This is a genomic window from Luteimonas sp. Soil_C_5 (assembly GCF_057656615.1).
This window is the reverse complement of the sequence record NZ_JBDGKA010000001.1, coordinates 321,338-340,191: the sequence shown is the minus strand read 5'-3', so window position 1 is coordinate 340,191 and position 18,854 is coordinate 321,338. Positions and strand designations below refer to the sequence as shown.

The 18,854-nt window shown below is 67.7% G+C and carries 18 protein-coding genes; 10 read left to right on the top strand and 8 right to left on the bottom strand.

Translation table 11 applies throughout. The features are described from left to right. Nucleotides 1–23: 23 nt before the first annotated feature. Nucleotides 24–815: a TatD family hydrolase gene (locus AC3A5K_RS01635; protein ID WP_487616292.1), complete on the top strand. Its 792-nt coding sequence runs from the start codon at nt 24–26 to the stop codon at nt 813–815. A 7-nt stretch (nt 816–822) separates the two neighbouring features. Here AC3A5K_RS01635 and AC3A5K_RS01630 read toward each other — a convergent pair whose 3' ends face one another. Continuing rightward, a complete protein-coding gene (locus tag AC3A5K_RS01630) occupies nt 823–1,623 on the bottom strand; it encodes a tRNA threonylcarbamoyladenosine dehydratase (protein WP_487615768.1) in 801 nt (266 codons plus the stop codon). A gap of 73 nt (nt 1,624–1,696) precedes the next feature. Between AC3A5K_RS01630 and AC3A5K_RS01625 the strand changes: the two genes are divergently transcribed. Together AC3A5K_RS01625 and AC3A5K_RS01620 are read left to right on the top strand one after the other, a co-directional pair. Beyond that, the gene (locus AC3A5K_RS01625; RefSeq protein WP_487615767.1) at nt 1,697–2,155 is read left to right on the top strand and encodes a hypothetical protein; all 459 of its coding nucleotides are present in this window, start codon (nt 1,697–1,699) and stop codon (nt 2,153–2,155) included. A 175-nt stretch (nt 2,156–2,330) separates the two neighbouring features. Then, the gene (locus tag AC3A5K_RS01620; protein ID WP_487615766.1) at nt 2,331–2,807 is read left to right on the top strand and encodes a glycine zipper 2TM domain-containing protein; all 477 of its coding nucleotides are present in this window, start codon (nt 2,331–2,333) and stop codon (nt 2,805–2,807) included. A gap of 71 nt (nt 2,808–2,878) precedes the next feature. On the opposite strand, the gene AC3A5K_RS01615 is transcribed toward AC3A5K_RS01620, so the two are convergent. Then, complete coding sequence (locus AC3A5K_RS01615) at nt 2,879–3,088, bottom strand: cold-shock protein (RefSeq protein WP_487615765.1); 210 nt, start codon at nt 3,086–3,088, stop codon at nt 2,879–2,881. Nucleotides 3,089–3,347: 259 nt separating this feature from the next. Here AC3A5K_RS01615 and AC3A5K_RS01610 point away from each other — a divergent pair, with 259 nt between their 5' ends. From AC3A5K_RS01610 to AC3A5K_RS01600, 3 genes are read left to right on the top strand one after another with little or no spacing between them, the layout of a single operon-like run. Beyond that, nucleotides 3,348–3,848, top strand: coding sequence for a DUF456 domain-containing protein (locus AC3A5K_RS01610; protein WP_487615764.1), 501 nt, complete (start codon nt 3,348–3,350; stop codon nt 3,846–3,848). 15 nt (nt 3,849–3,863) lie between these two features. Then, on the top strand, nt 3,864–5,072 hold the full coding sequence (locus AC3A5K_RS01605; RefSeq protein WP_487615763.1) for a mechanosensitive ion channel family protein: 1,209 nt from the start codon (nt 3,864–3,866) through the stop codon (nt 5,070–5,072). Between the two features lie 2 nt (nt 5,073–5,074). Continuing rightward, nucleotides 5,075–6,232 (top strand): phospholipase A, encoded by a 1,158-nt coding sequence (locus AC3A5K_RS01600; protein WP_487615762.1) that lies wholly within the window; start codon nt 5,075–5,077, stop codon nt 6,230–6,232. A 33-nt stretch (nt 6,233–6,265) separates the two neighbouring features. Here AC3A5K_RS01600 and AC3A5K_RS01595 read toward each other — a convergent pair whose 3' ends face one another. Together AC3A5K_RS01595 and AC3A5K_RS01590 are read right to left on the bottom strand one after the other, a co-directional pair. After that, nucleotides 6,266–6,901: a glutathione S-transferase family protein gene (locus tag AC3A5K_RS01595; RefSeq protein WP_487615761.1), complete on the bottom strand. Its 636-nt coding sequence runs from the start codon at nt 6,899–6,901 to the stop codon at nt 6,266–6,268. Nucleotides 6,902–6,962: 61 nt separating this feature from the next. Next, nucleotides 6,963–8,480, bottom strand: a complete 1,518-nt coding sequence (locus AC3A5K_RS01590; RefSeq protein ID WP_487616291.1) for a fumarate hydratase — start codon at nt 8,478–8,480, stop codon at nt 6,963–6,965. Between the two features lie 147 nt (nt 8,481–8,627). Here AC3A5K_RS01590 and AC3A5K_RS01585 point away from each other — a divergent pair, with 147 nt between their 5' ends. Together AC3A5K_RS01585 and AC3A5K_RS01580 are read left to right on the top strand one after the other, a co-directional pair. Then, nucleotides 8,628–9,272 (top strand): trimeric intracellular cation channel family protein, encoded by a 645-nt coding sequence (locus AC3A5K_RS01585; protein WP_487615760.1) that lies wholly within the window; start codon nt 8,628–8,630, stop codon nt 9,270–9,272. Between the two features lie 42 nt (nt 9,273–9,314). Continuing rightward, the gene (locus AC3A5K_RS01580) at nt 9,315–11,195 is read left to right on the top strand and encodes an ABC transporter ATP-binding protein (RefSeq protein ID WP_487615759.1); all 1,881 of its coding nucleotides are present in this window, start codon (nt 9,315–9,317) and stop codon (nt 11,193–11,195) included. Nucleotides 11,196–11,815: 620 nt separating this feature from the next. Here the strand turns inward: AC3A5K_RS01580 and AC3A5K_RS01575 are convergent. Both AC3A5K_RS01575 and AC3A5K_RS01570 read right to left on the bottom strand, forming a co-directional pair. Continuing rightward, nucleotides 11,816–13,417 (bottom strand): protein adenylyltransferase SelO, encoded by a 1,602-nt coding sequence (locus AC3A5K_RS01575; RefSeq protein ID WP_487615758.1) that lies wholly within the window; start codon nt 13,415–13,417, stop codon nt 11,816–11,818. Continuing rightward, nucleotides 13,414–14,088, bottom strand: coding sequence for a glutathione S-transferase (locus AC3A5K_RS01570; protein ID WP_487615757.1), 675 nt, complete (start codon nt 14,086–14,088; stop codon nt 13,414–13,416). The genes AC3A5K_RS01575 and AC3A5K_RS01570 overlap by 4 nt, the downstream gene beginning before the upstream one ends. Before the next feature lie 215 nt (nt 14,089–14,303). Here AC3A5K_RS01570 and AC3A5K_RS01565 point away from each other — a divergent pair, with 215 nt between their 5' ends. Continuing rightward, nucleotides 14,304–16,157 carry a DEAD/DEAH box helicase gene (locus AC3A5K_RS01565; RefSeq protein ID WP_487615756.1) on the top strand — a complete coding sequence of 618 codons (1,854 nt, stop codon included), beginning with the start codon at nt 14,304–14,306 and terminating at the stop codon, nt 16,155–16,157. A 628-nt stretch (nt 16,158–16,785) separates the two neighbouring features. Continuing rightward, nucleotides 16,786–17,541 (top strand): type 1 glutamine amidotransferase, encoded by a 756-nt coding sequence (locus AC3A5K_RS01560; protein WP_487615755.1) that lies wholly within the window; start codon nt 16,786–16,788, stop codon nt 17,539–17,541. Between the two features lie 147 nt (nt 17,542–17,688). Here AC3A5K_RS01560 and AC3A5K_RS01555 read toward each other — a convergent pair whose 3' ends face one another. Further along, nucleotides 17,689–17,910, bottom strand: coding sequence for a hypothetical protein (locus AC3A5K_RS01555; protein ID WP_487615754.1), 222 nt, complete (start codon nt 17,908–17,910; stop codon nt 17,689–17,691). Then, on the bottom strand, nt 17,907–18,656 hold the full coding sequence (locus AC3A5K_RS01550; RefSeq protein ID WP_487615753.1) for a sulfurtransferase: 750 nt from the start codon (nt 18,654–18,656) through the stop codon (nt 17,907–17,909). Before AC3A5K_RS01550 ends, AC3A5K_RS01555 begins: the two co-directional genes overlap by 4 nt. Nucleotides 18,657–18,854 lie beyond the last annotated feature (198 nt).

The window sequence follows — 18,854 nt, the reverse complement described above, 5'->3', positions numbered from 1 at the left end:
CGGAGTCGTCTTTACGCGGGCGGCTGATCGACAGTCACTGCCATATCGACGCGCCCGAATTCGACATCGACCGCGACGCCGTCCTGGCGCGCGCTCGCGATGCAGGTGTCGTCCAGCAGGTGATTCCTGCGACACACCGCGCTGGCTGGTCGAAGCTCGGCAACATTTGCGCAGCGCATCCCGGCTTGCATGCGACGTATGGCCTGCACCCCATGTTTCTGGCAGATCACGAGCCTGAAGATCTGGACAGGCTGGCGGACACGATCCGCAACCGGCATATCGTCGCGATCGGCGAATGTGGCCTCGACTATTTCGTCGACGGGCTGGACCCGGTGCGCCAGGCGTTCTATTTCGAAGGTCAGTTGCGCCTGGCCCGCGCCCACGATCTGCCGGTGATCGTGCACGCACGACGCGCCGTCGATGCCGTGATCGCGACCCTGCGCCGCTTCGACGGCATCCGGGGCGTCGTGCACAGCTTCAGTGGCAGCGCCGAGCAGGCGCAGCGGCTGTGGCAACTGGGCATCCATGTCGGCATCGGTGGGCCGGTGACGTATGAGCGCGCCCGGCGCCTGCATCGCGTCGTCGCGGACCTGCCTACCGAGCAGTTGCTGATCGAGACCGATGCGCCCGACCAGCCGGGCAGCACGCATCGCGGTCAGCGCAACGAGCCGGCGCACCTGCTGCAGGTACGCGATGCCGTCGCAGGCTTGCGCGGTGAGGACGTGGACGCGCTGGCCGAGCAGACCGCACGCAACGCCGCACGCCTGTTCGGCCTGTCCACATCTTGGCTGCAGCAGCGCGTGCTGGAGTCGTGACTTCGGATCAGGCGGCTTCGGGCACCGGCTTCAGCAGCATCTCGATCGCCTTGCCCACGGCCGCGAACGCGAATGCACCGGTGATGTGCGTGGCCGCGCCCAGGCCGCCGCCGCAATCCAGATTCAATGCCGCGTCCGGCCCCAGCTGCGGGCGGATGCCGCAGACGCTGCCGTCGGCCTGCGGATAGCGCACGTTCTCCAGCGAATAGATCGCCGGCACGCCAAAGTAGCGCTTGGGACCTTTCGGGAAATTGAACTCGCTGCGCAGCTTCTTGCGGATCAGTGCGAGCATCGCATCGTGCTCGGTGCGCGACAGGTCGCGGACCCGCACCAGCGTCGTGTCGATCCGCCCGCCCGCCGCGCCCACCGTGATCACCGGCAGCTTGCGACGCCGACACCAGGCGATGAGTTCGACCTTGCTGCGAAAACTGTCGCAGGCATCCACGACCAGGTCGTAACCGCCGCCCAGCATCTCTTCCAGATTCGACGGGGTGACAAACGCCTCGCACGCGTGCACGGTCATCGACGGGTTGATCGCCCTGCAGCGCTCGGCCATCGCCTGAGCCTTGTTGCGTCCGTACTGCCCTTCGATCGCGGGCAGCTGTCGATTCGTATTCGACACGCAGATGTCGTCTGCATCGATCAGCGTCAGGGCGCCGACGCCCGTACGCGCCAGAGCCTCGGCCACCCACGAGCCGACACCGCCCAGGCCGACTACGGCCACATGCCTGCCGAGCAGGCGCGCAACGCTGCCCCGCCCGTAGAGACGTTCGATTCCCGAAAAGCGTGCGCGTGCGGCCTCGTCCATGCGTCAATTCTAGCGGGCGCGCGCAGGCCGCATGCTAAGTTCGCGCCGCGTCGATGCAGTCCCGAGTGCCGCCATGTCCCTGCCCGATCCTCCGCGCCCCGCAACGCCGGCCACGTCCGGCGCACGTTACGCCGTGATCTTCGTACTGGGGCTGGTGGTCGGCCTGTTCGCGCTGCTGGTGATCCTGCGCGCCGTCGACAGCCGCCGCACCTGGCAGGACCGTTATCCGCTTGCGGTCATGCATCTGGCCGACGCGCACATGGCCCAGCTCGAACATGCGATCACGATGCAGCAATGCACGCCGGACACCAGCCTGCCGCACCTGCGCGCACTGCACGCCGTGTCGCAGGATCTCGAACCGGCCTTCCCGGACTGGCGCGACCACCGCGGATTCGCCGCGCACGCCGATGCGCTCAGGCAGACGCTTGATACCGCGGTGGCCAACGTACCGGCCACCTGCGCCGGACTCACCTCAACCATGCGTGCGATCCAGGACGACTGTCGCGCCTGCCATCGCGACATCCGCCGCTGATGCGGCCGCGATGACGCACACACGCCACGCAGGGTGAATCCGGGCTGCACGATTGCGTGCACTGGCACCGTGTCGAAGAGAAATTGCTGCGCCATTCACACAGAAGTGCATAGGTTCGCCGTGTCGGGCGCACATCGTGCGCCTACATCCAAGACCCGCCCCGGAGGATCACCCCATGAATCAACGTCTGATCGGAACCGTCGTCGTCGCCGCGTCGCTCGCCCTGGCAGGGTGTGCCACGTCGCCGGGATATTCCTCCGGCTATGGCAATAGCGGTGGCTACAACAATTCCCGTCCCGCGAACTGCTACGACTGCGGCACCGTGACCCGCATCGAATCGCTGGGCGGCAACCAGAATCCGAATATTGCAGGCCCGCTGATCGGCGGCGTGGTCGGCGCGGTGGCTGCGAAGGAACTTGCGCGCCGCAACACCGACAGCTCGGGACGTCGCAATGTCGCGATCGGTGCAGGCGCAGTCGGCGGCGCGGTCGCCGGCAATGCGATCCAGAACCGGGTCGAAGGCAGCGGCCAGTACAACGTGCACGTCCGCATGCAGGACGGTCGCACCACGGTGGTGACCCAGAGCGATCTGGGCGGCATCCAGGAAGGTGCGTACGTGCGGGTGCAGAACGGCCGCGCCTACGTATACTGAGCGGGCGAACTGCAGCCAAAAAAAAACCCGGCCGCGAGGCCGGGTTTTTCATGGGCGCGATCGTGCCGGCGTCAGACCGGCGTCACTGCGTCGGCCTGCAGGCCCTTCTGGCCCTGGACCACTTCGAACGTCACCTGCTGGCCTTCCTGCAGGCTCTTGAAGCCCGTGCCCTGGATGGCGCGGAAATGCACGAATACGTCTTCACCACTCTCGCGGCTGATGAAGCCGAAGCCCTTGGCGTCATTGAACCACTTGACGATACCGGTCTCACGATCTGCCATGTTGCTCTCTCTCCCTGGAACGATTCGATAGTTGATCGATGGAACACCTGTCTAGGCGGCTGGTTGCAAGGAGAACACGGTGCGACGATGCAGCGGACCGGTAGGACGAGCCAACACGAATCTACTTGGTGCAGGGTCACGGTTCACGGTGACCTTGACAAACACAGCGCCTGCAAAGTACCCCGGCATTTATGAAAATGCAATCGAGTTCCAGCCCCGCTGAAAACCAGCCTCGACACCGCGCTCAAGGAGGTCCTGCGTGGAGTTGACCGCCCTGTTCCATGTCCTCGCGGCACTGCTCGTCTTGGTCGGACTGGCGGGTGTCGTCCTGCCCGCGCTGCCCGGACTTCCGCTGGTGTTCGCCGGCATGCTGCTCGCCGCATGGGCCGATGGGTTCGAACGTATCGGCACGTGGTCCTTGGTCGCGCTTGGTGTGTTGACCGCGGTCTCGTTCGTCGTCGATTTCTGGGCGACGGCGGTCGGCGCGCAACGCGTGGGCGCGAGTCGACTCGCCCTCGTCGGCGCGGTGGTCGGCACCTTCGTCGGTCTGTTCTTCGGGCTGCCTGGCCTGTTCGCCGGGCCGTTCGTGGGTGCGGTGGTCGGCGAACTGATCAGCCGGCGCGACCTGCGACCCGCCGGTCTGGGACAGGCGACGCGTGTCGGTGTCGGAACCTGGGTAGGCATCGCGCTGGGTGTCGCACTGAAACTGGCACTTGCGGTGCTGATGCTCGGCATCTTTGCGCTGGCCTGGTGGTTTTGACGCGACAATGCGTGCATGACCGATCCTGTTGCCGTTCCGCCGCCCCACGCCCTGCCGCCTGCCGGCTGGCGCTCCGCATTGTTTTCGACCGTTCTGCTGGCATGCCTGGCGCTGGTCGCGTTTCCGGCATCGACGATGGCGGCGCCTGCTGCTGCGCCGGCCGCTGCGCCTGTCAGCGAACCGGCTGCGTCGCCCGCTGCGCCAAGCGCTGAAGCGGCGCCGCTGGAGAACGTCGATGTCCGCGGCCGGTTCGACGCCGTCTATGAGGAGGCCGAGGCGCGCATCCTTCGCCTGGTGGCCAGCCTGCCGTTGCTGCTCGCTGCAATGCTCATTGTCGTCGTGGCTTCGTGGCTCGGCGGCCTGGTGTCGAGGCGCCTGCACTGGTTGCGCCTGCGCACGCGCAATCCCTATCTCGACGGCCTGATCCGCCGCGCGGTGCGGGCGGTGATCCTGCTGATCGGCATTCTCGTCGCACTGGACCTGCTCAATGCCACCGCCCTGGTCGGCGCGATGCTGGGCTCGGCCGGCGTGCTCGGCCTGGCGCTGGGCTTCGCCTTCAAGGACATCGCCGAGAACTACATCGCCGGCGTGCTGCTGAGCCTGCGCCGCCCGTTCGAGCCCGGCGAGATGGTCAAGATCGACAGCTACGAGGGTCGCGTCGCGACGCTGAGCGCGCGCGCGATGACCCTGGTCACGCTGGAGGGCAACGAACTCCGCCTGCCCAATGCACTGGTGTTCAAAGCGGTGATCCTCAACTACACCAGCAACCCGAAACGTCGCTTCGATTTCACTCTGAGCATCGACGGCAGCCACTCGATCCGCCGGGCGCATGCGCTGGCGATGGAAGAGATCGCCAAGATCGAAGGCGTGCTCACCGATCCGGGACCGTCTTGGACGGTCGTCGAGTTCGGGGCGTCCGGCATCGTGCTGCGCTTCTTCGGCTGGGTCGACCAGCGCCACAGCGATCTGGGCAAGACCCGCAGTGAGGCGATCCGCCTGGTCAAGGGCGCCTTCTGGCGCGCCGGCATCCAGGGGCCGAAGAGCACCACGCATGTCGTGCTGAGCCGCGACGAGACACCGGCCGACGCATCCTCACCGGCCGACCACGAACCTGCCACCAGCATCGGCGTCGACACCTCGGTCAACCGGGATATCGACCGCCAGGTCGCCGAGGCCCAGGTCACCGACGACCACAACCTTTTGACACCCAAGGAAGCCCCCTGACCATGCGACCCGCCCACCTGCTTCCTGCCGCCCTAGCCGCAGCGCTCCCGTTCGCGCATGCCCAGGAACCCGCCGTCCCGAGCAGCGCGCCGACCGCACCCGCAAGCCTCGAGGCCTGCGCCGCACTCGAGCAGGACGCCCAGCGCCTGGCGTGCTTCGACGAGATGACCGGGCGCGCCGCGCGCACGCCGCAGCAGGCCGATACCGAAGCCGCGGTCGCACGCGAACTGCGCCGGGACCCTGCCGCCCGCGCGGATGCGATGGCGGCCCCGACGACCGGGCGCGAAGTCCTCTACGCGCACGACGGCCAGCAGCATCTCAACGATGCGATCGCCAACGTGGGCCAGGGCTCGCTGCTCGACGGCCGATGGGAGCTGGCCAAGGACTCGAAGCTCGGCATCTTCAACCTGCGCGCGTACAAGCCGGTCTATCTGTTGCCGGCGTTCTGGAGTTCGGACGTCAACAACATGCCGTCGTCGCCCAATCCCGAGAACACGGTGACCACGCCGCAGTCGCTCGACAGCCTGGAAGCGAAGTTCCAGCTGAGCTTCAAGACCAAGGCGGTGGAGAACCTGTTCGGGACCAACGGCGACATCTGGATGGGCTACACCCAGAGCTCGCGGTGGCAGGTCTACAACACCGACGAATCGCGGCCGTTCCGCGAGACCAACTACGAACCCGAAGTGCTGATGGTGTTCCGCAACGGCTACAGCCTGCCCGGCGGCTGGCATGGCCGCATGGCGGCGATCGGCGTCAACCACCAGTCCAACGGCCGCGGCGATCCGCTGTCGCGCAGCTGGAACCGGGTGATGTTCAATTTCGGCTTCGACCGCGAGGACTGGGCGCTGGTCGTGCGCCCGTGGGTGCGCATCTCCGACGGCAACGAGGACGACAATCCGGATATCGAGGACTACATGGGCCGTGGCGACATGACCCTGACCCATGTGCGCGGCGGGCACGTGTATACGCTGATGGGCCGGCACACGCTGCGCAGCGGCGAACGGTCGCGGGGCGCGCTGCAGTTCGACTGGGGCTTCCCGATCCACCGCAATTTCCGTGGACACCTGCAGGTGTTCAACGGCTACGGCGAAAGCCTGATCGACTACAACCACAAGGCGACCTACGTCGGCCTGGGCATCTCGCTGCTCGACTGGTTCTGAGCCGTCGACGCGTCGCGGCCGGGCCGCGGCGCGTCAGGTCCAGTCGGTGAGACCTTCGCGCCGGTAGACCTCGGCGAACGAGGGACGCGCCTTCATCCGGCGCGCGTGCGCGGCGAGCGCTGGCCACGCGTCGCTGGGGCGCGGCATCGCGCGCGACCAGCGCATCAACATCGTCAGCACGAAATCGGCCGCCGACACCGCATCACCGAGCAGGTACGGTCCCTGCGCATCGAGATGGTTGGCGACCTGCTGCCAGGCGGCCTCGATCTGGATGCGCGCACGGTCCATGACCGCGTCCGCGTGTGCCTCGCCGGCGGGTTCGTGCGGATAGAACCAGGCCCGGTAGGCCGGCATCAGCGTGTACACGCAGATGCACATCCAGCGGTAGTAATCGCCCCGCGCGGGCGCGCCGGGCGGCGGCGCAAGGCCAGCTTCCGGGTACAGATCGGCGAGATGCATCGCGATCGCGGCCGATTCGGTCAGCACCTGACCGTCGATCACCAGGGTCGGCACACGGCCGGCGGGATTGAGTGCCAGGTAGGCGGCGGACTTCTGCGCCTGCACCGAAAAATCCAGCTGATGCAGTGCGTGTTCGATCTCCAGATCGATCAGCAGCCAGTGGACCACCAGCGACGCGGTGCTCGGAGCACCGTAGAGCACGACGGACATGACGATCTCCGGTCTGGAACTGGAATGTACCGCCGGCCACAGGGCCGGCGGTGCGCGCGGATCATGCGATCTCGACCACCGGAATGCCGCCGATGCGTGCCTTCCACTCTTTTGGACCGGTCTCGTGCACCGAAGTGCCGGCCGAATCGACGGCGACGGTCACCGGCATGTCCTGCACTTCGAACTCGTAGATCGCTTCCATGCCGAGGTCCTCGAACGCGAGCACCTTGGCGGCCTTGATCGCCTTCGACACCAGATACGCCGAACCGCCGACCGCCATCAGATACACCGACTGGTGCTTCTTGATCGCCTCGATCGCGGTCGGGCCACGCTCGGCCTTGCCGACCATGCCCAGCAGACCGGTCTGTTCGAGGATCTGGTCGGTGAACTTGTCCATGCGCGTCGCGGTGGTCGGGCCCGCGGGGCCGACGACTTCGTCGCGCACCGGATCGACCGGGCCGACGTAATAGATGAAGCGCCCCTTGAGATCGACCGGCAGCGTCTCGCCGCGGTTGAGCATTTCGACCATGCGCTTGTGCGCGGCGTCGCGACCGGTCAGCAGTTTGCCACTCAGCAGCAGCACCTCGCCCGGCTTGAAGGTCGTGACCTCTTCCGGGGTGATCGTGTCGAGATCGACGCGGCGCGCGCCGGTCGGGTTGTAGGTCAGCTCCGGCCAGTCGGCCAGCGACGGCGGATCGAGCATCACCGGGCCGCTGCCGTCGAGGGTGAAGTGCGCATGGCGCGTGGCCGCGCAGTTCGGGATCAACGCCACCGGCAGGTTGGCTGCGTGCGTGGGGAAATCCTTGACCTTGATGTCGAGCACGGTCGTCAGGCCGCCCAGGCCCTGCGCGCCGATGCCGAGCGCGTTGACCTTGTCGTAGAGCTCCAGACGCAGTTCTTCGGCGCGGTTCGACGCGCCGCGGGCCTGCAGCTCGACGATGTCGATCGGCTCCATCAGCGCTTCCTTGGCCAGCAGCATCGCCTTCTCGGCGGTGCCGCCGATGCCGATGCCGAGCATGCCGGGCGGGCACCAGCCGGCGCCCATCGTCGGCACGGTCTTGAGCACCCAGTCGACGATCGAATCGGACGGATTGAGCATCGCGAACTTCGACTTCGCTTCCGATCCGCCGCCCTTGGCCGCGACGATCACATCGACGGTGTTGCCCGGCACGATCTTGACGTTGACCACGCCCGGCGTGTTGTCCTTGGTGTTGAAGCGCTTGCCGGCGGGATCGGCCAGCACCGAGGCGCGCAGCTTGTTGTCCGGATGGTTGTACGCGCGGCGCACGCCTTCGTGGACCATGTCCTCGACGCCCATCGTCGCGTCGTCCCAGCGCACCGACATACCCACTTCGAGAAACACGGTGACGATGCCGGTGTCCTGGCAGATCGGCCGGTGGCCTTCGGCGCACATGCGCGAATTGATCAGGATCTGCGCGATCGCGTCCTTCGCGGCCGGCGAGGCCTCTCGCTCGTAAGCAGCAGCGAGGTTCTTGATGTAGTCGACCGGGTGGTAGTAGCTGATGTACTGCAGGGCATCGGCGACGGACTGGATGAAGTCGTCCTGGCGGATCGACACGGGTGTCGACGACACCGGGGATGCGGAATGGCTGGCGGTCACGGCTGGCTCGAAGGCTGGCGGAAAACCCGTCCATTCTAGGCCATCGGCCCGCCCGCGGCCCCGTCCGGGGCTGCAGGCCCGGCGCGCGCCGCGCACACTAGGCGCATGGATACCCTCGTACTCGTGCTGGATCTGGTCGGCACCTTCGTCTTCGCGCTCAGTGGCGCGATGCTCGGCGTGCGCCGCCGGCTGGATCTGTTCGGCGTGCTGGTGCTGGCCTTCGCCGCGGCCACCGCCGGCGGCATGACCCGCGACGTACTGATCGGTGCGACGCCGGTCGCCGCGCTCAGCGATTGGCGCTATCCGGCGATCACGCTCGCCGCCGGCCTGATCACCTTCGTCTGGGCACCGCTGATCGAGCGGCTGCAGCAGCCGGTGCGGATGTTCGATGCGATGGGCCTGGCGCTGTTCGCCGTCGTCGGGACGCAGAAGGCGCTCGATTTCGGCATCGCCCCGCCGATGGCCGCCGCGCTCGGCATGTTGACCGGCATCGGCGGCGGCATCGCCCGCGACGTGCTGATGGCGCAGGTGCCGCTGGTGCTGCGCGCCGAGCTCTATGCGGTGGCGGCGCTGGCCGGCGCGGCCGTGGTCGCCGTCGGACACTGGCTGCACTGGCCACCCGCGCCCTGCGCGATCGCCGGCGCGCTGCTGTGTTTCGGCCTGCGGATGGCGGCGCTGCGCTTCGGCTGGCAACTGCCGGTGGCGCTGCAGTCCGGTGGCGACGGCGAGCCACCAGACGCGATGCGCTGACCGTCGCAGCGGCCTGCCCCGCGCACGCATACGATATCGCCCATGTCGACACCCACCCCCAAGCGCGCCGCCGCCAGCGCGCAACGCCCGAGCCTGCGCGAACGCTTCGATGCGATGCGCAATCTGCGGCCGTTCCTGAAACTGATCTGGCAGACCAGCCCCGGCCTGACGCTGACCAGCCTGGGTCTGCGCCTGATCCGCGCGTTCCTGCCGGTGGTGATGCTCTACATCGGCAAGCTGATCATCGACGAGGCGATCCGCCTCGTCGGCGCGGGTGTCGCCTTCGACGATCTCGCCACCGCCTGGCACGGCGGCGCGCTGGATCATCTGGCGTGGCTGCTCGCGCTGGAGTTCGCCCTGGCGATCGGCTCCGATCTGCTCGGCCGCATGGTCAGCTACGCCGACAATCTGCTGTCGGAGCTGTTCACCAACGCGACCAGCGTGCGTCTGATGGAGCATGCGGCGACGCTCGATCTCGAGGACTTCGAAGATCCCGAGCTGCAGGACAAGCTCGACCGCGCGCGCCGGCAGACGATGGGCCGCATGAACCTGATGGGCCAGCTGTTCGGCCAGGTGCAGGACGCGATCACCGTGGTGAGTTTCGCGATCGGCCTGATGGTCTACGCGCCGTGGCTGATCCTGCTGCTGGCGATCGCACTGATCCCGGCCTTCATCGGCGAATCGCACTTCAACGCGCTCGGCTACACGCTCAATTTCCAGTGGACGCCCGAGCGCCGCCAACTCGAATACGTGCGCCAGACCGGCGCCAGTCTGGAGACCGCGAAAGAGGTCAAGATCTTCGGCCTGCACCGGTTCCTGATCGACCGCTACCGCACGCTCGCCGACGGCTTCTTCCTGGCCAATCGCTCGCTGGCACGGCGGCGCGCGATCTGGGGCACGCTGCTGGCCGCGCTCGGCACGCTGGGCTACTACGTCGCGTACGCCTATATCGCCTGGCGCACGGTGCGCGGCGATTTCACGATCGGCGATCTGACCTTCCTCGCCGGCAGTTTCCGCCGCCTGCGCCAGTTGCTGGAAAGCCTGCTGGTCGGCTTCTCGCAGGTCGCCGGGCAAGCGCTGTATCTCGACGACCTGTTCTCGTTCTTCGCGATCGAACCCGAGATCATTTCCCCGGCCGATCCGGTGCCGTTCCCGCAGCCGATCCGCGCAGGCTTCGTGTTCGAGAACGTGGGGTTCCGTTATCCCGGAGCGACACGCTGGGCGGTGCGGCATCTCGATTTCACCCTGCAGGCGGGTGAGGTGCTGGCGCTCGTCGGCGAGAACGGCGCGGGCAAGACCACGCTGGTCAAACTGCTGGCGCGTCTTTACGACCCCGACGAGGGCCGGATCCTGCTCGACGGCCGCGATCTTCGCGACTACGACCTCGACGCGTTGCGCGCGAACACCGGCGTGATCTTCCAGGACTTCGTGCGCTATCACCTGACCGCCGGCGAGAACATCGGCGTCGGTCGCATCGAGGCGATGGGCGACGACGCGCGCATCCAGGACGCCGCGCGCCGCTCGATGGCCGACGAACTCATCGCCGGCCTGCCCGGTGGCTACGACCAGCTGATCGGCCGGCGCTTCAAGACCGGTGTCGATCTGTCCGGCGGCCAGTGGCAGAAGATCGCCATCGCCCGCGCCTACATGCGCGAGGCGCAGGTGATGATTCTCGACGAACCCACCGCGGCGCTTGACGCACGCAGCGAGTTCGAAGTGTTCCGCCGCTTCAAGGAGCTGTCTGAGGAGCGCACCGCTGTGCTGATCTCCCACCGGTTCTCGAGCGTGCGCATGGCGGACCGCATTCTCGTACTGGAACAGGGGCGCATCGAGGCGAGTGGCACGCATGCCGAGCTGATGACGCAGGGCGGGCGTTATGCCGAGCTGTTCGAGTTGCAGGCGGCGGGGTATCGGGATCCCTGAGTTCGGGCGGTGTGCCGTGTTGTTCGCACGGTTTTGGGCTTCGGCTTCGGCTTTGGCTTCGGCTTTGGCTTTGGCGCTCAGTCTTTGAACTTGGGAGCCGTTTAGCGAGCCGAGCACCGCAGTCTGACGCGGCCGAAGAGGCGCCCATGTCTGAGCGCAGCGAGTTTGGGCGCCGTGCCGCGTCAGGCGAGGCGCGCAGGGAACCGACGCGGCTTCATAGCGTCGGCTCGCGCCCGGCGAGAGGACTTTTTGGTTCCTTTTTGGTCCTTCAAAAAGGGACTCGCACGCGCAGCGGGCGAAAGCCCTGCAATTGGTTTCGAATTTAGAAAGTAGATGCCGGAGCAGGAACAGGGCTTCCGCGCTGTTGCGCGGCTTACTCTTGTCTTACCAAAAGTAAGCAAAAACGCCGTCGCCGGGCGCGAGCCGACGCGATGAAGCCGCGTCGGTCCCCTGTGCTTCTCGGTCAGCGGGGCACGCAGCCCAAACTCGCTACGCTCAGACATGGGCTGCTCTCCGACCCCGCCGCCCTGCGATGCTCGGCTCGCTGAACGGCTCGCAAGATCCAGAGCTGAAAAGCCGAAGCCGAAGCAACGCAAACACCCGCCTGCGCGCAGCTCAGATCAAGAACTGCACGACAACATCGAACACCCCGCCTTCGTACGCGCCCACTCCGGCCGGCGCGCCGCAAACCGCTCGTTCCCCGGTTGATCGGTATACGGACGCCGCAGCACCTCCAACAATTCACCGATCGGCGCCACGTCACCCTGCGTGGCCGCTTCGATGACCTGCTGCAACAGGTAATTGCGCGGCACGTAGCGCGGGTCGGCCGCCTGCATGCGCGCGCGTCGCGCCCCGGGTTCGAGCGCGTCGGCCGCGATGCGCGCGGCATACGCCTGCAGCCAGGCCTCGAACTCCGCGTCCAGCGCGTCACCCTTGGCCGGGTCGTAGAACGCATCGCGCATCGGTGCCAGCGACGGCGTCGCCGGATCGAGGTCGGCGAGCCCGCGGAACCACAGCGTCATGTCGACCTCGCCGGCCTGCAGCAGCCCGTGCAGCCGCTGCATCAGTTCGACATCCGCATCGCCCGCGTCCGACAGCCCCAGCTTCGCGGCAATGTTCGCGCGATCGAGCGCGGCGTACGACGCGGCATAGGCATCGAGACCGGCCTGCAGCGGCGCGACATCCCCGAACAGCGGTGATAGCGCCTGCGCCAGACGGCCGAGGTTCCAATGGGCGATCCGCGGCTGCCAGCCGAAGCGGTAGCGGCGGCCCTGTGCGTCCGTGGTGTTGGGCGTCCAGTCCGGGTCGTAGTCGTCGATCCAGCCGTAGGGGCCGTAGTCGATGGTCAATCCGAGAATCGACATGTTGTCGGTGTTCATCACGCCGTGCACGAAGCCGACGCGCATCCAGCCGGCGACCATGGTCGCCGTGCGCGTGCAGACCTCCGCGAACCAGTCGGCGTACAGCGACTCGCCCTGGCCGCCCAGATGCGGGAAATCGCGCGCGATCGTGAAGTCGACCAGCTGCCGCAGCAGCGCGACATCCCCGCGGGCATACGGCAGTTCAAAATGACCGAAGCGGATGAACGATGGCGCCACGCGGCAGACGACTGCGCCAGGCTCCGGCGCGGCATGCCCGTCGTAAAACATGTCGCGCACCACCGCATCGCCGGTGGCGACCAGCGACAACGCCCGCGTCGTGGGCACGCCGAGATGCTGCATCGCCTCGCTGCACACGAATTCGCGGATCGACGAGCGCAGGACAGCGCGGCCATCGGCGGTGCGCGAGTACGGCGTCGGCCCGGCGCCCTTGAGCTGCAGTTCCCAGCGCTCGCCGGCGGCAGTGCTGCCCTCGCCCAGCGTGATCGCGCGACCGTCGCCGAGCTGCCCGGCCCAGTGGCCGAACTGGTGCCCGCCGTAATTCCCGGCGTAGGGCTGCATGCCGGCTACGAGCGCATTGCCGCCGAACACCGATGCGAATTTCGGCGATGCCACGGTGGCCTCGTCGAACCCCAGGGCCTGGGCCATGTCCGCCGAGTGCGCGAGCAAGCGCGGTGCAGCCACGGGCGTGGGCAGCACCGGCGACCACAACGCGCCTTCGACCTGGCGTCGGCGCGCGCCGGCTTCGAGATCGCCCGGAAGCTCACGTACGAGGCGGTTGTCGAATCGCAGGCCGTGCGCGAGCCCGACCTCGGGCAGCGCGGTGTCCGGATGCAGGCTCATCGGCCGAGGGTGAACGGGCTACCGGTCGCCAGCGCACGCTGGTAGGCCGGCCGCGCGTGGATGCGTTCGACGAACGCCTGGATGTGCGGCCCGACATGCGTGCCGGCGCGCGCGACGGCCGCTTCCAGCGGGAAGCTCATCTGGATGTCGGCGGCGGTGAAGCGTTCGCCGGCGAACCAGGCATGCGCGCCGAGTTCGGCCTCGATGTATCCCAGATGGGTCGCCAGCTGCGGTCCGACGAAGGCCCGCATTGCCTTGTCGGCAATGCCGCGGGCAATGGGCTTGGCAAAGAACGGCACCGGCGCGCTGCGGATCCGCGCGAACACCAGCGTCAACAGCAGAGGCGGCATCGCCGAGCCTTCGGCGTAATGCAGCCACTGGCGATAGCGCAGACGCTCGTCTTCATCGTCCGGCGCCGGCGACAGCGCGTGTCCGGGGTCGAAGCGCTCGACCAGGGCCTCGATGATCGCCCCCGATTCGACCAGCATCCGGCCGTCCAGCTCGACGACCGGCGACTTGCCCAGCGGATGCAGGCCGCGCAGGGCCTGCGGCGCCAGCATCGTCTTGGGATCGCGCGCGTAGCGGACGACCTCGTAGGGCTGGCCCAGTTCTTCCAGCAGCCACAGCACGCGCTGCGAGCGCGAGTTGTTCAGGTGATGCACCCGGATCATCGGGATCTCCGTCGGGGCAGCGTGCCCGGTTGCGCCCATGATGCGCCGACAGGCGTCGAAGGCCCGAGACATCCACGCTTGCGATCACCCTCACGTGAACAGAAGCTTTGGCGTATTCAGGCACGCAGCGACTGCGGCCGGCGGCGGAGCGGCCCGCCCGCTACACTATGCGGTTCCCCGACCGGCCCTGCGCCGGCGCTACGAGAGACAGCATCATGAGCGCCGAGTCGCCCATCACGCCCCAAGACGCCCCCAAGTTCACCGATCTCGCCCTGCCTGAGACCCTGCTGCGCGCGCTGACCGCGGTCGGCTACGAGTCGCCGTCGCCGATCCAGGCCGCGACCATTCCGCCGCTGCTCGAAGGCCGCGACCTGCTGGGCCAGGCCCAGACCGGTACCGGCAAGACGGCCGCGTTCGCGCTGCCCGTGCTGGCGCGCATCGATCCCGCCCAGCGCAAGCCGCAGGCGCTGGTGCTCGCGCCGACGCGCGAACTGGCGATCCAGGTGGCCGAGGCCTTCCAGAAGTACGCGGCCTTCATGCCGGGCTTCCACGTGCTGCCGATCTACGGCGGCCAGGGCTACGCCCAGCAGCTGAGCGCGCTCAAGCGCGGCGTGCAGGTCATCGTCGGTACGCCCGGCCGCGTCATCGACCATCTCGACCGCGGCTCGCTGGATCTGTCCGAGCTGCGCGCCCTGGTGCTCGACGAAGCCGACGAGATGCTGCGCATGGGCTTCATCGACGACGTCGAGGCGGTGCTGAAGAAGACCCCGGACACGCGCCAGGTCGCGCTGTTCTCGGCGACGATGCCGAGCCAGATCAAGCGCATCGCCCAGACCTATCTGAAAAATCCCGTCGAGATCGCGATCAAGGCGACCACGACGACGGCCGCCAACATCCGCCAGCGCTACTGGATGGTCAGCGGCGTCAACAAGCTCGACGCGCTGACCCGCATTCTCGAGGCCGAGCCCTTCGACGCGATGATCATCTTCGCGCGCACCAAGCTGGCGACCGAGGAACTGGCGCAGAAGCTGTCGGCGCGTGGCCTGTCGGCCGCGGCGATCAATGGCGATCTGGACCAGAAGCAGCGCGAGCGTGCGATCCAGAACCTCAAGGACGGCCGTCTCGACGTGCTGGTGGCGACCGACGTCGCCGCGCGCGGCCTGGACGTCGACCGCATCAGCCACGTGCTGAACTACGACATTCCCTACGACACCGAAAGCTACGTGCACCGCATCGGCCGCACCGGCCGCGCCGGTCGCAGTGGCGAGGCGATCCTGTTCGTGGCCCCGCGCGAGCGCGGCATGCTCGGCGCGATCGAGCGCGCGACGCGGCAGAAGATCGAGCAGATGCAGCTGCCGAGCGTCGAGACCGTCAACGAAGCGCGCGTGTCCAAGTTCCTCGAGAAGATCACCACCGCGCTGGGCAGCAGCGAGCTGGGCATGTTCCGCGAGCTGATCGAACGCTACGAGCGCGAGCACAACGTGCCGGCGGCCGAAATCGCCGCTGCGCTGGCCAAGGTCGTCCAGGGCGACACGCCGCTGCTGCTGGAGCCGCCGCGCAAGCCGGAGAAGCCCGCGTTCGAGCGAGAGTTCGTCGAGCGTCCGGGTGGCCGCGAGGCCTCGCGTAGCGCACGCGAACCGCGTGAAGCCCGTGAGCCGCGCGAACCGCGTGCGCCGCGCCCTGACACCGGTCCGCGCGATCCGGACGTCGGCATGGAGACCTTCCGCATAGAGGTCGGCTACGTGCACGGCGTGCAGCCGGGCAACATCGTCGGCGCGATCGCCAATGAAGCCGATCTCGAAAGCAAGTTCATCGGCCGCATCGACATCCGCGACGACTACAGCCTCGTCGACCTGCCGGAAGGCATGCCGCGCGAGCTGCTGGAGCATCTGAAGAAGGTGCGTGTCGGCGGCCAGCCGATCCGCATCCGCCGCGCCGAAGACGCCGACATGACCGCGGCCCCGCCGCGCGCCAAGCGTCCCTTCGGTGCGAAGCCCCCGGGTCACAAGCCCAGTGGTTTCAAGCCGGGCGGCCCGCGCAAGGGTCCGCCGCGTCGCGATCCGCGCTGAGGCTCCGGCCCGGCGCGCCTTTGACGTGATTCCGGCGCAAGCCGGAATCCAGTGACTGGCCGCCTCCGGTCGCGCGCCAAGGTACTGGATGACCCGCCGGGCGGCTGTTGAAAAACGCTCCCGGCGTGACTGGACAGTTGTCCGTTGAAGGCCGCCGGGATGGTGGCGTTGAAGGCGTGGTTCCTCTGCAGAAACACAGGGCACCGGATTCCCGGTACGCCCGCATGACGGTGTCGAGGGCGCGACGTTTCTGCCCGCCACAGAGGTTCAAGGCGCTGGATCCCGGCCTTCGCCGGGATGACGGTGCTGGAGGCGAGGCTTTTTGCCTCCCGCAAAATTCCAAGGCGCTGGATCCCAGCTTGCGACGGGATGACGATGTCGTGGCTTCCTGCCTTCCTCAGGGTTCAGACCATCCGGTGCTGGCTTTCGTCGGAATGACGGTGTCGAAGGCGTGGCGTTCTGCTGCCCCTGGCGTCTCGAGGCGCTGGTGAACAGCCATTCGGTTGTTGAAGCGCGCTTCCGGCGTGATCCGACAGTCGTCCATTGAAGGCAGCCAGGACAACGGCGAACCGCTGCGATGGCGACGCGCCGTGAGGCATCGCGCGACCATGCCCTCTAGAATCGCCCCATGCCCCGCATTCTCGTCTTCCAGCATGTCGCCGCCGAACCGCTGGGCACGCTCGATCCGCTGATCCGCCGGCGCGGTCACCGCATCCGCTTCGTCAATTTCGAACGCGAGCCGGAGGCGCAGCCGACGGTGGATCGCTATCGCGGGCTGGTGGTGCTCGGCGGGCCGATGAACGTCGAGGAACGCCACGCGCGCCCGCATCTGTTGACCGAGCTGCGCGCGATCGAGCGCATGCTCGAACTCGGCCGTCCGGTGCTGGGGATCTGCCTCGGCGCGCAACTGCTCGCGCATGTGCTGGGCGCGCCCGTGCGTCGTATCGAGCGGCCGGAGATCGGCTGGTATCCGCTGCACACGACCGACGCCGGCCGGGCCGATCCCGTGCTGGCGCCGCTGGGCAGCGCGTCATCGGTGTTCCAGTGGCACGGTCGCCATTTCGAGGTGCCGGCCACGGCCGTGCATCTGGCCCGCACCGACAGCTGCGAGCAGCAGGCCTTCCGCTACGGCGACAACGCCTACGGGTTCCAGTTCCATCTCGAAATGGACCAGCCGCTGATCGAGCGCTGGCTGGCGACGCCGGCCTATCGCGACGAGCTGGCCGCCTCCGGCCTCGCCCACGACGCCGAGGCGATCCGCACGCTGACCCAGCGGCACATCGCACCGATGCAGGCGCAGGCCGGCGCGGTATTCAACAATTTCCTCGATCTGGTCGGCCGTCCCGACCGGCGCTACGTCCTGCCGTCGCGCGAGTTCGGCTGAGGCATAGCCGCGGCTCGATTCCTGCAGCTGCGCGCGCGTGACGCGGCGGTCCCGGTCGCACCAGCGATCATGCGACCGGCCACTCGCCAGCGCGCGGTGCGCATCTGCAGACGCTGACAATGCATCGACTGCATTGCCGGCCGACACCTACGGCAGCGGCAGATCCGGCAGGGAAATCTCCGGCATCCGCACGTCCGGGCCCAGTACGTAGATCACCTCGCCCAGCGGTGGCCAGCCGAAATACGGCGCCAGCCACCAGTAGGCGGCGATCACGATCAGCACCGTGACGATCAGCCGCAGCACCACGCCGGCGACCTTGAACGCCAGCCAGATGCCGAGCACCACTAGGACGAAACCGAGCCAGCTCATGCTGGCACGCCGTCCTGCAGCGGACGCAGCTCTGGATCCAGTGCAACGCGGTCGTCGAATACGAAACAGCGGCCGTCGTAGCCGAAGCCGCCGACCTGTTCGAAGTAACCGAGGATGCCGCCATCGAGCTGCAGCACGTTGTCCATGCCGTCGGCGCGCATCCACAGCGCCGCCTTCTCGCAGCGGATGCCGCCGGTGCAGAAACTCACCACGGTCGCGTCGCGCAATGCCTCGCGATGCGGGGCGAGCGCACCGGGCAGTTCGGTGAAGTTGTCGATCGGCAAGGTCAGCGCGCCTGAGAACGTGCCGAAGCCGAACTCTTCGCGGTTGCGCGTATCGAGCAGCACGAGGCGCTTGCCGGCATCGTCATGGCCCTGCGTGATCCAGCGCGCCAGCGTGTCGGGCGTCACGTCCGGCGCACGCGCGGGCGCTGCGACCGGCATCGCTTCGGGTTTTCGGAAGCTGATGATCTCGGGCTTGACCTTGACCTTGAGCCGCGCGAACGGCACCGCATCGCTGCCGCTGCGCTTGACCTGCAGCGTCGCGAAACGCGCATCCCCGCGCACGGCATCGATCAGCGCATCGATGGCCTCGATGCGACCGGCGAGGAACAGGTTGATCCCCTCGGGCGCGACCAGCACCGTGCCGCGCAGCTCGCCCGCCTCGGCCAACGCGTGCAGCCACGCGGCGACGGCGTCGGGCTCGTCGATGACGACGAAGTGGTAGGCGGCGAGGTTGTCGATCATGCGGGGAATTGTAGCGGGGGGCGGGCTTCACCCTGCCTCGAATCTCGGCAGTCGATGTCCCCCGGTGAGCCCCGGAGGCCGCTGCTTCGAGCGCAGAACAGTGGCCTGGGAGTCGGCGGGAAGATCCTGCGGCCCGTTCTTGAACGGGCCGCAGAGAATCGTCATCCCGGCAGCCTTCAACGAACGACTGTCCGGTCG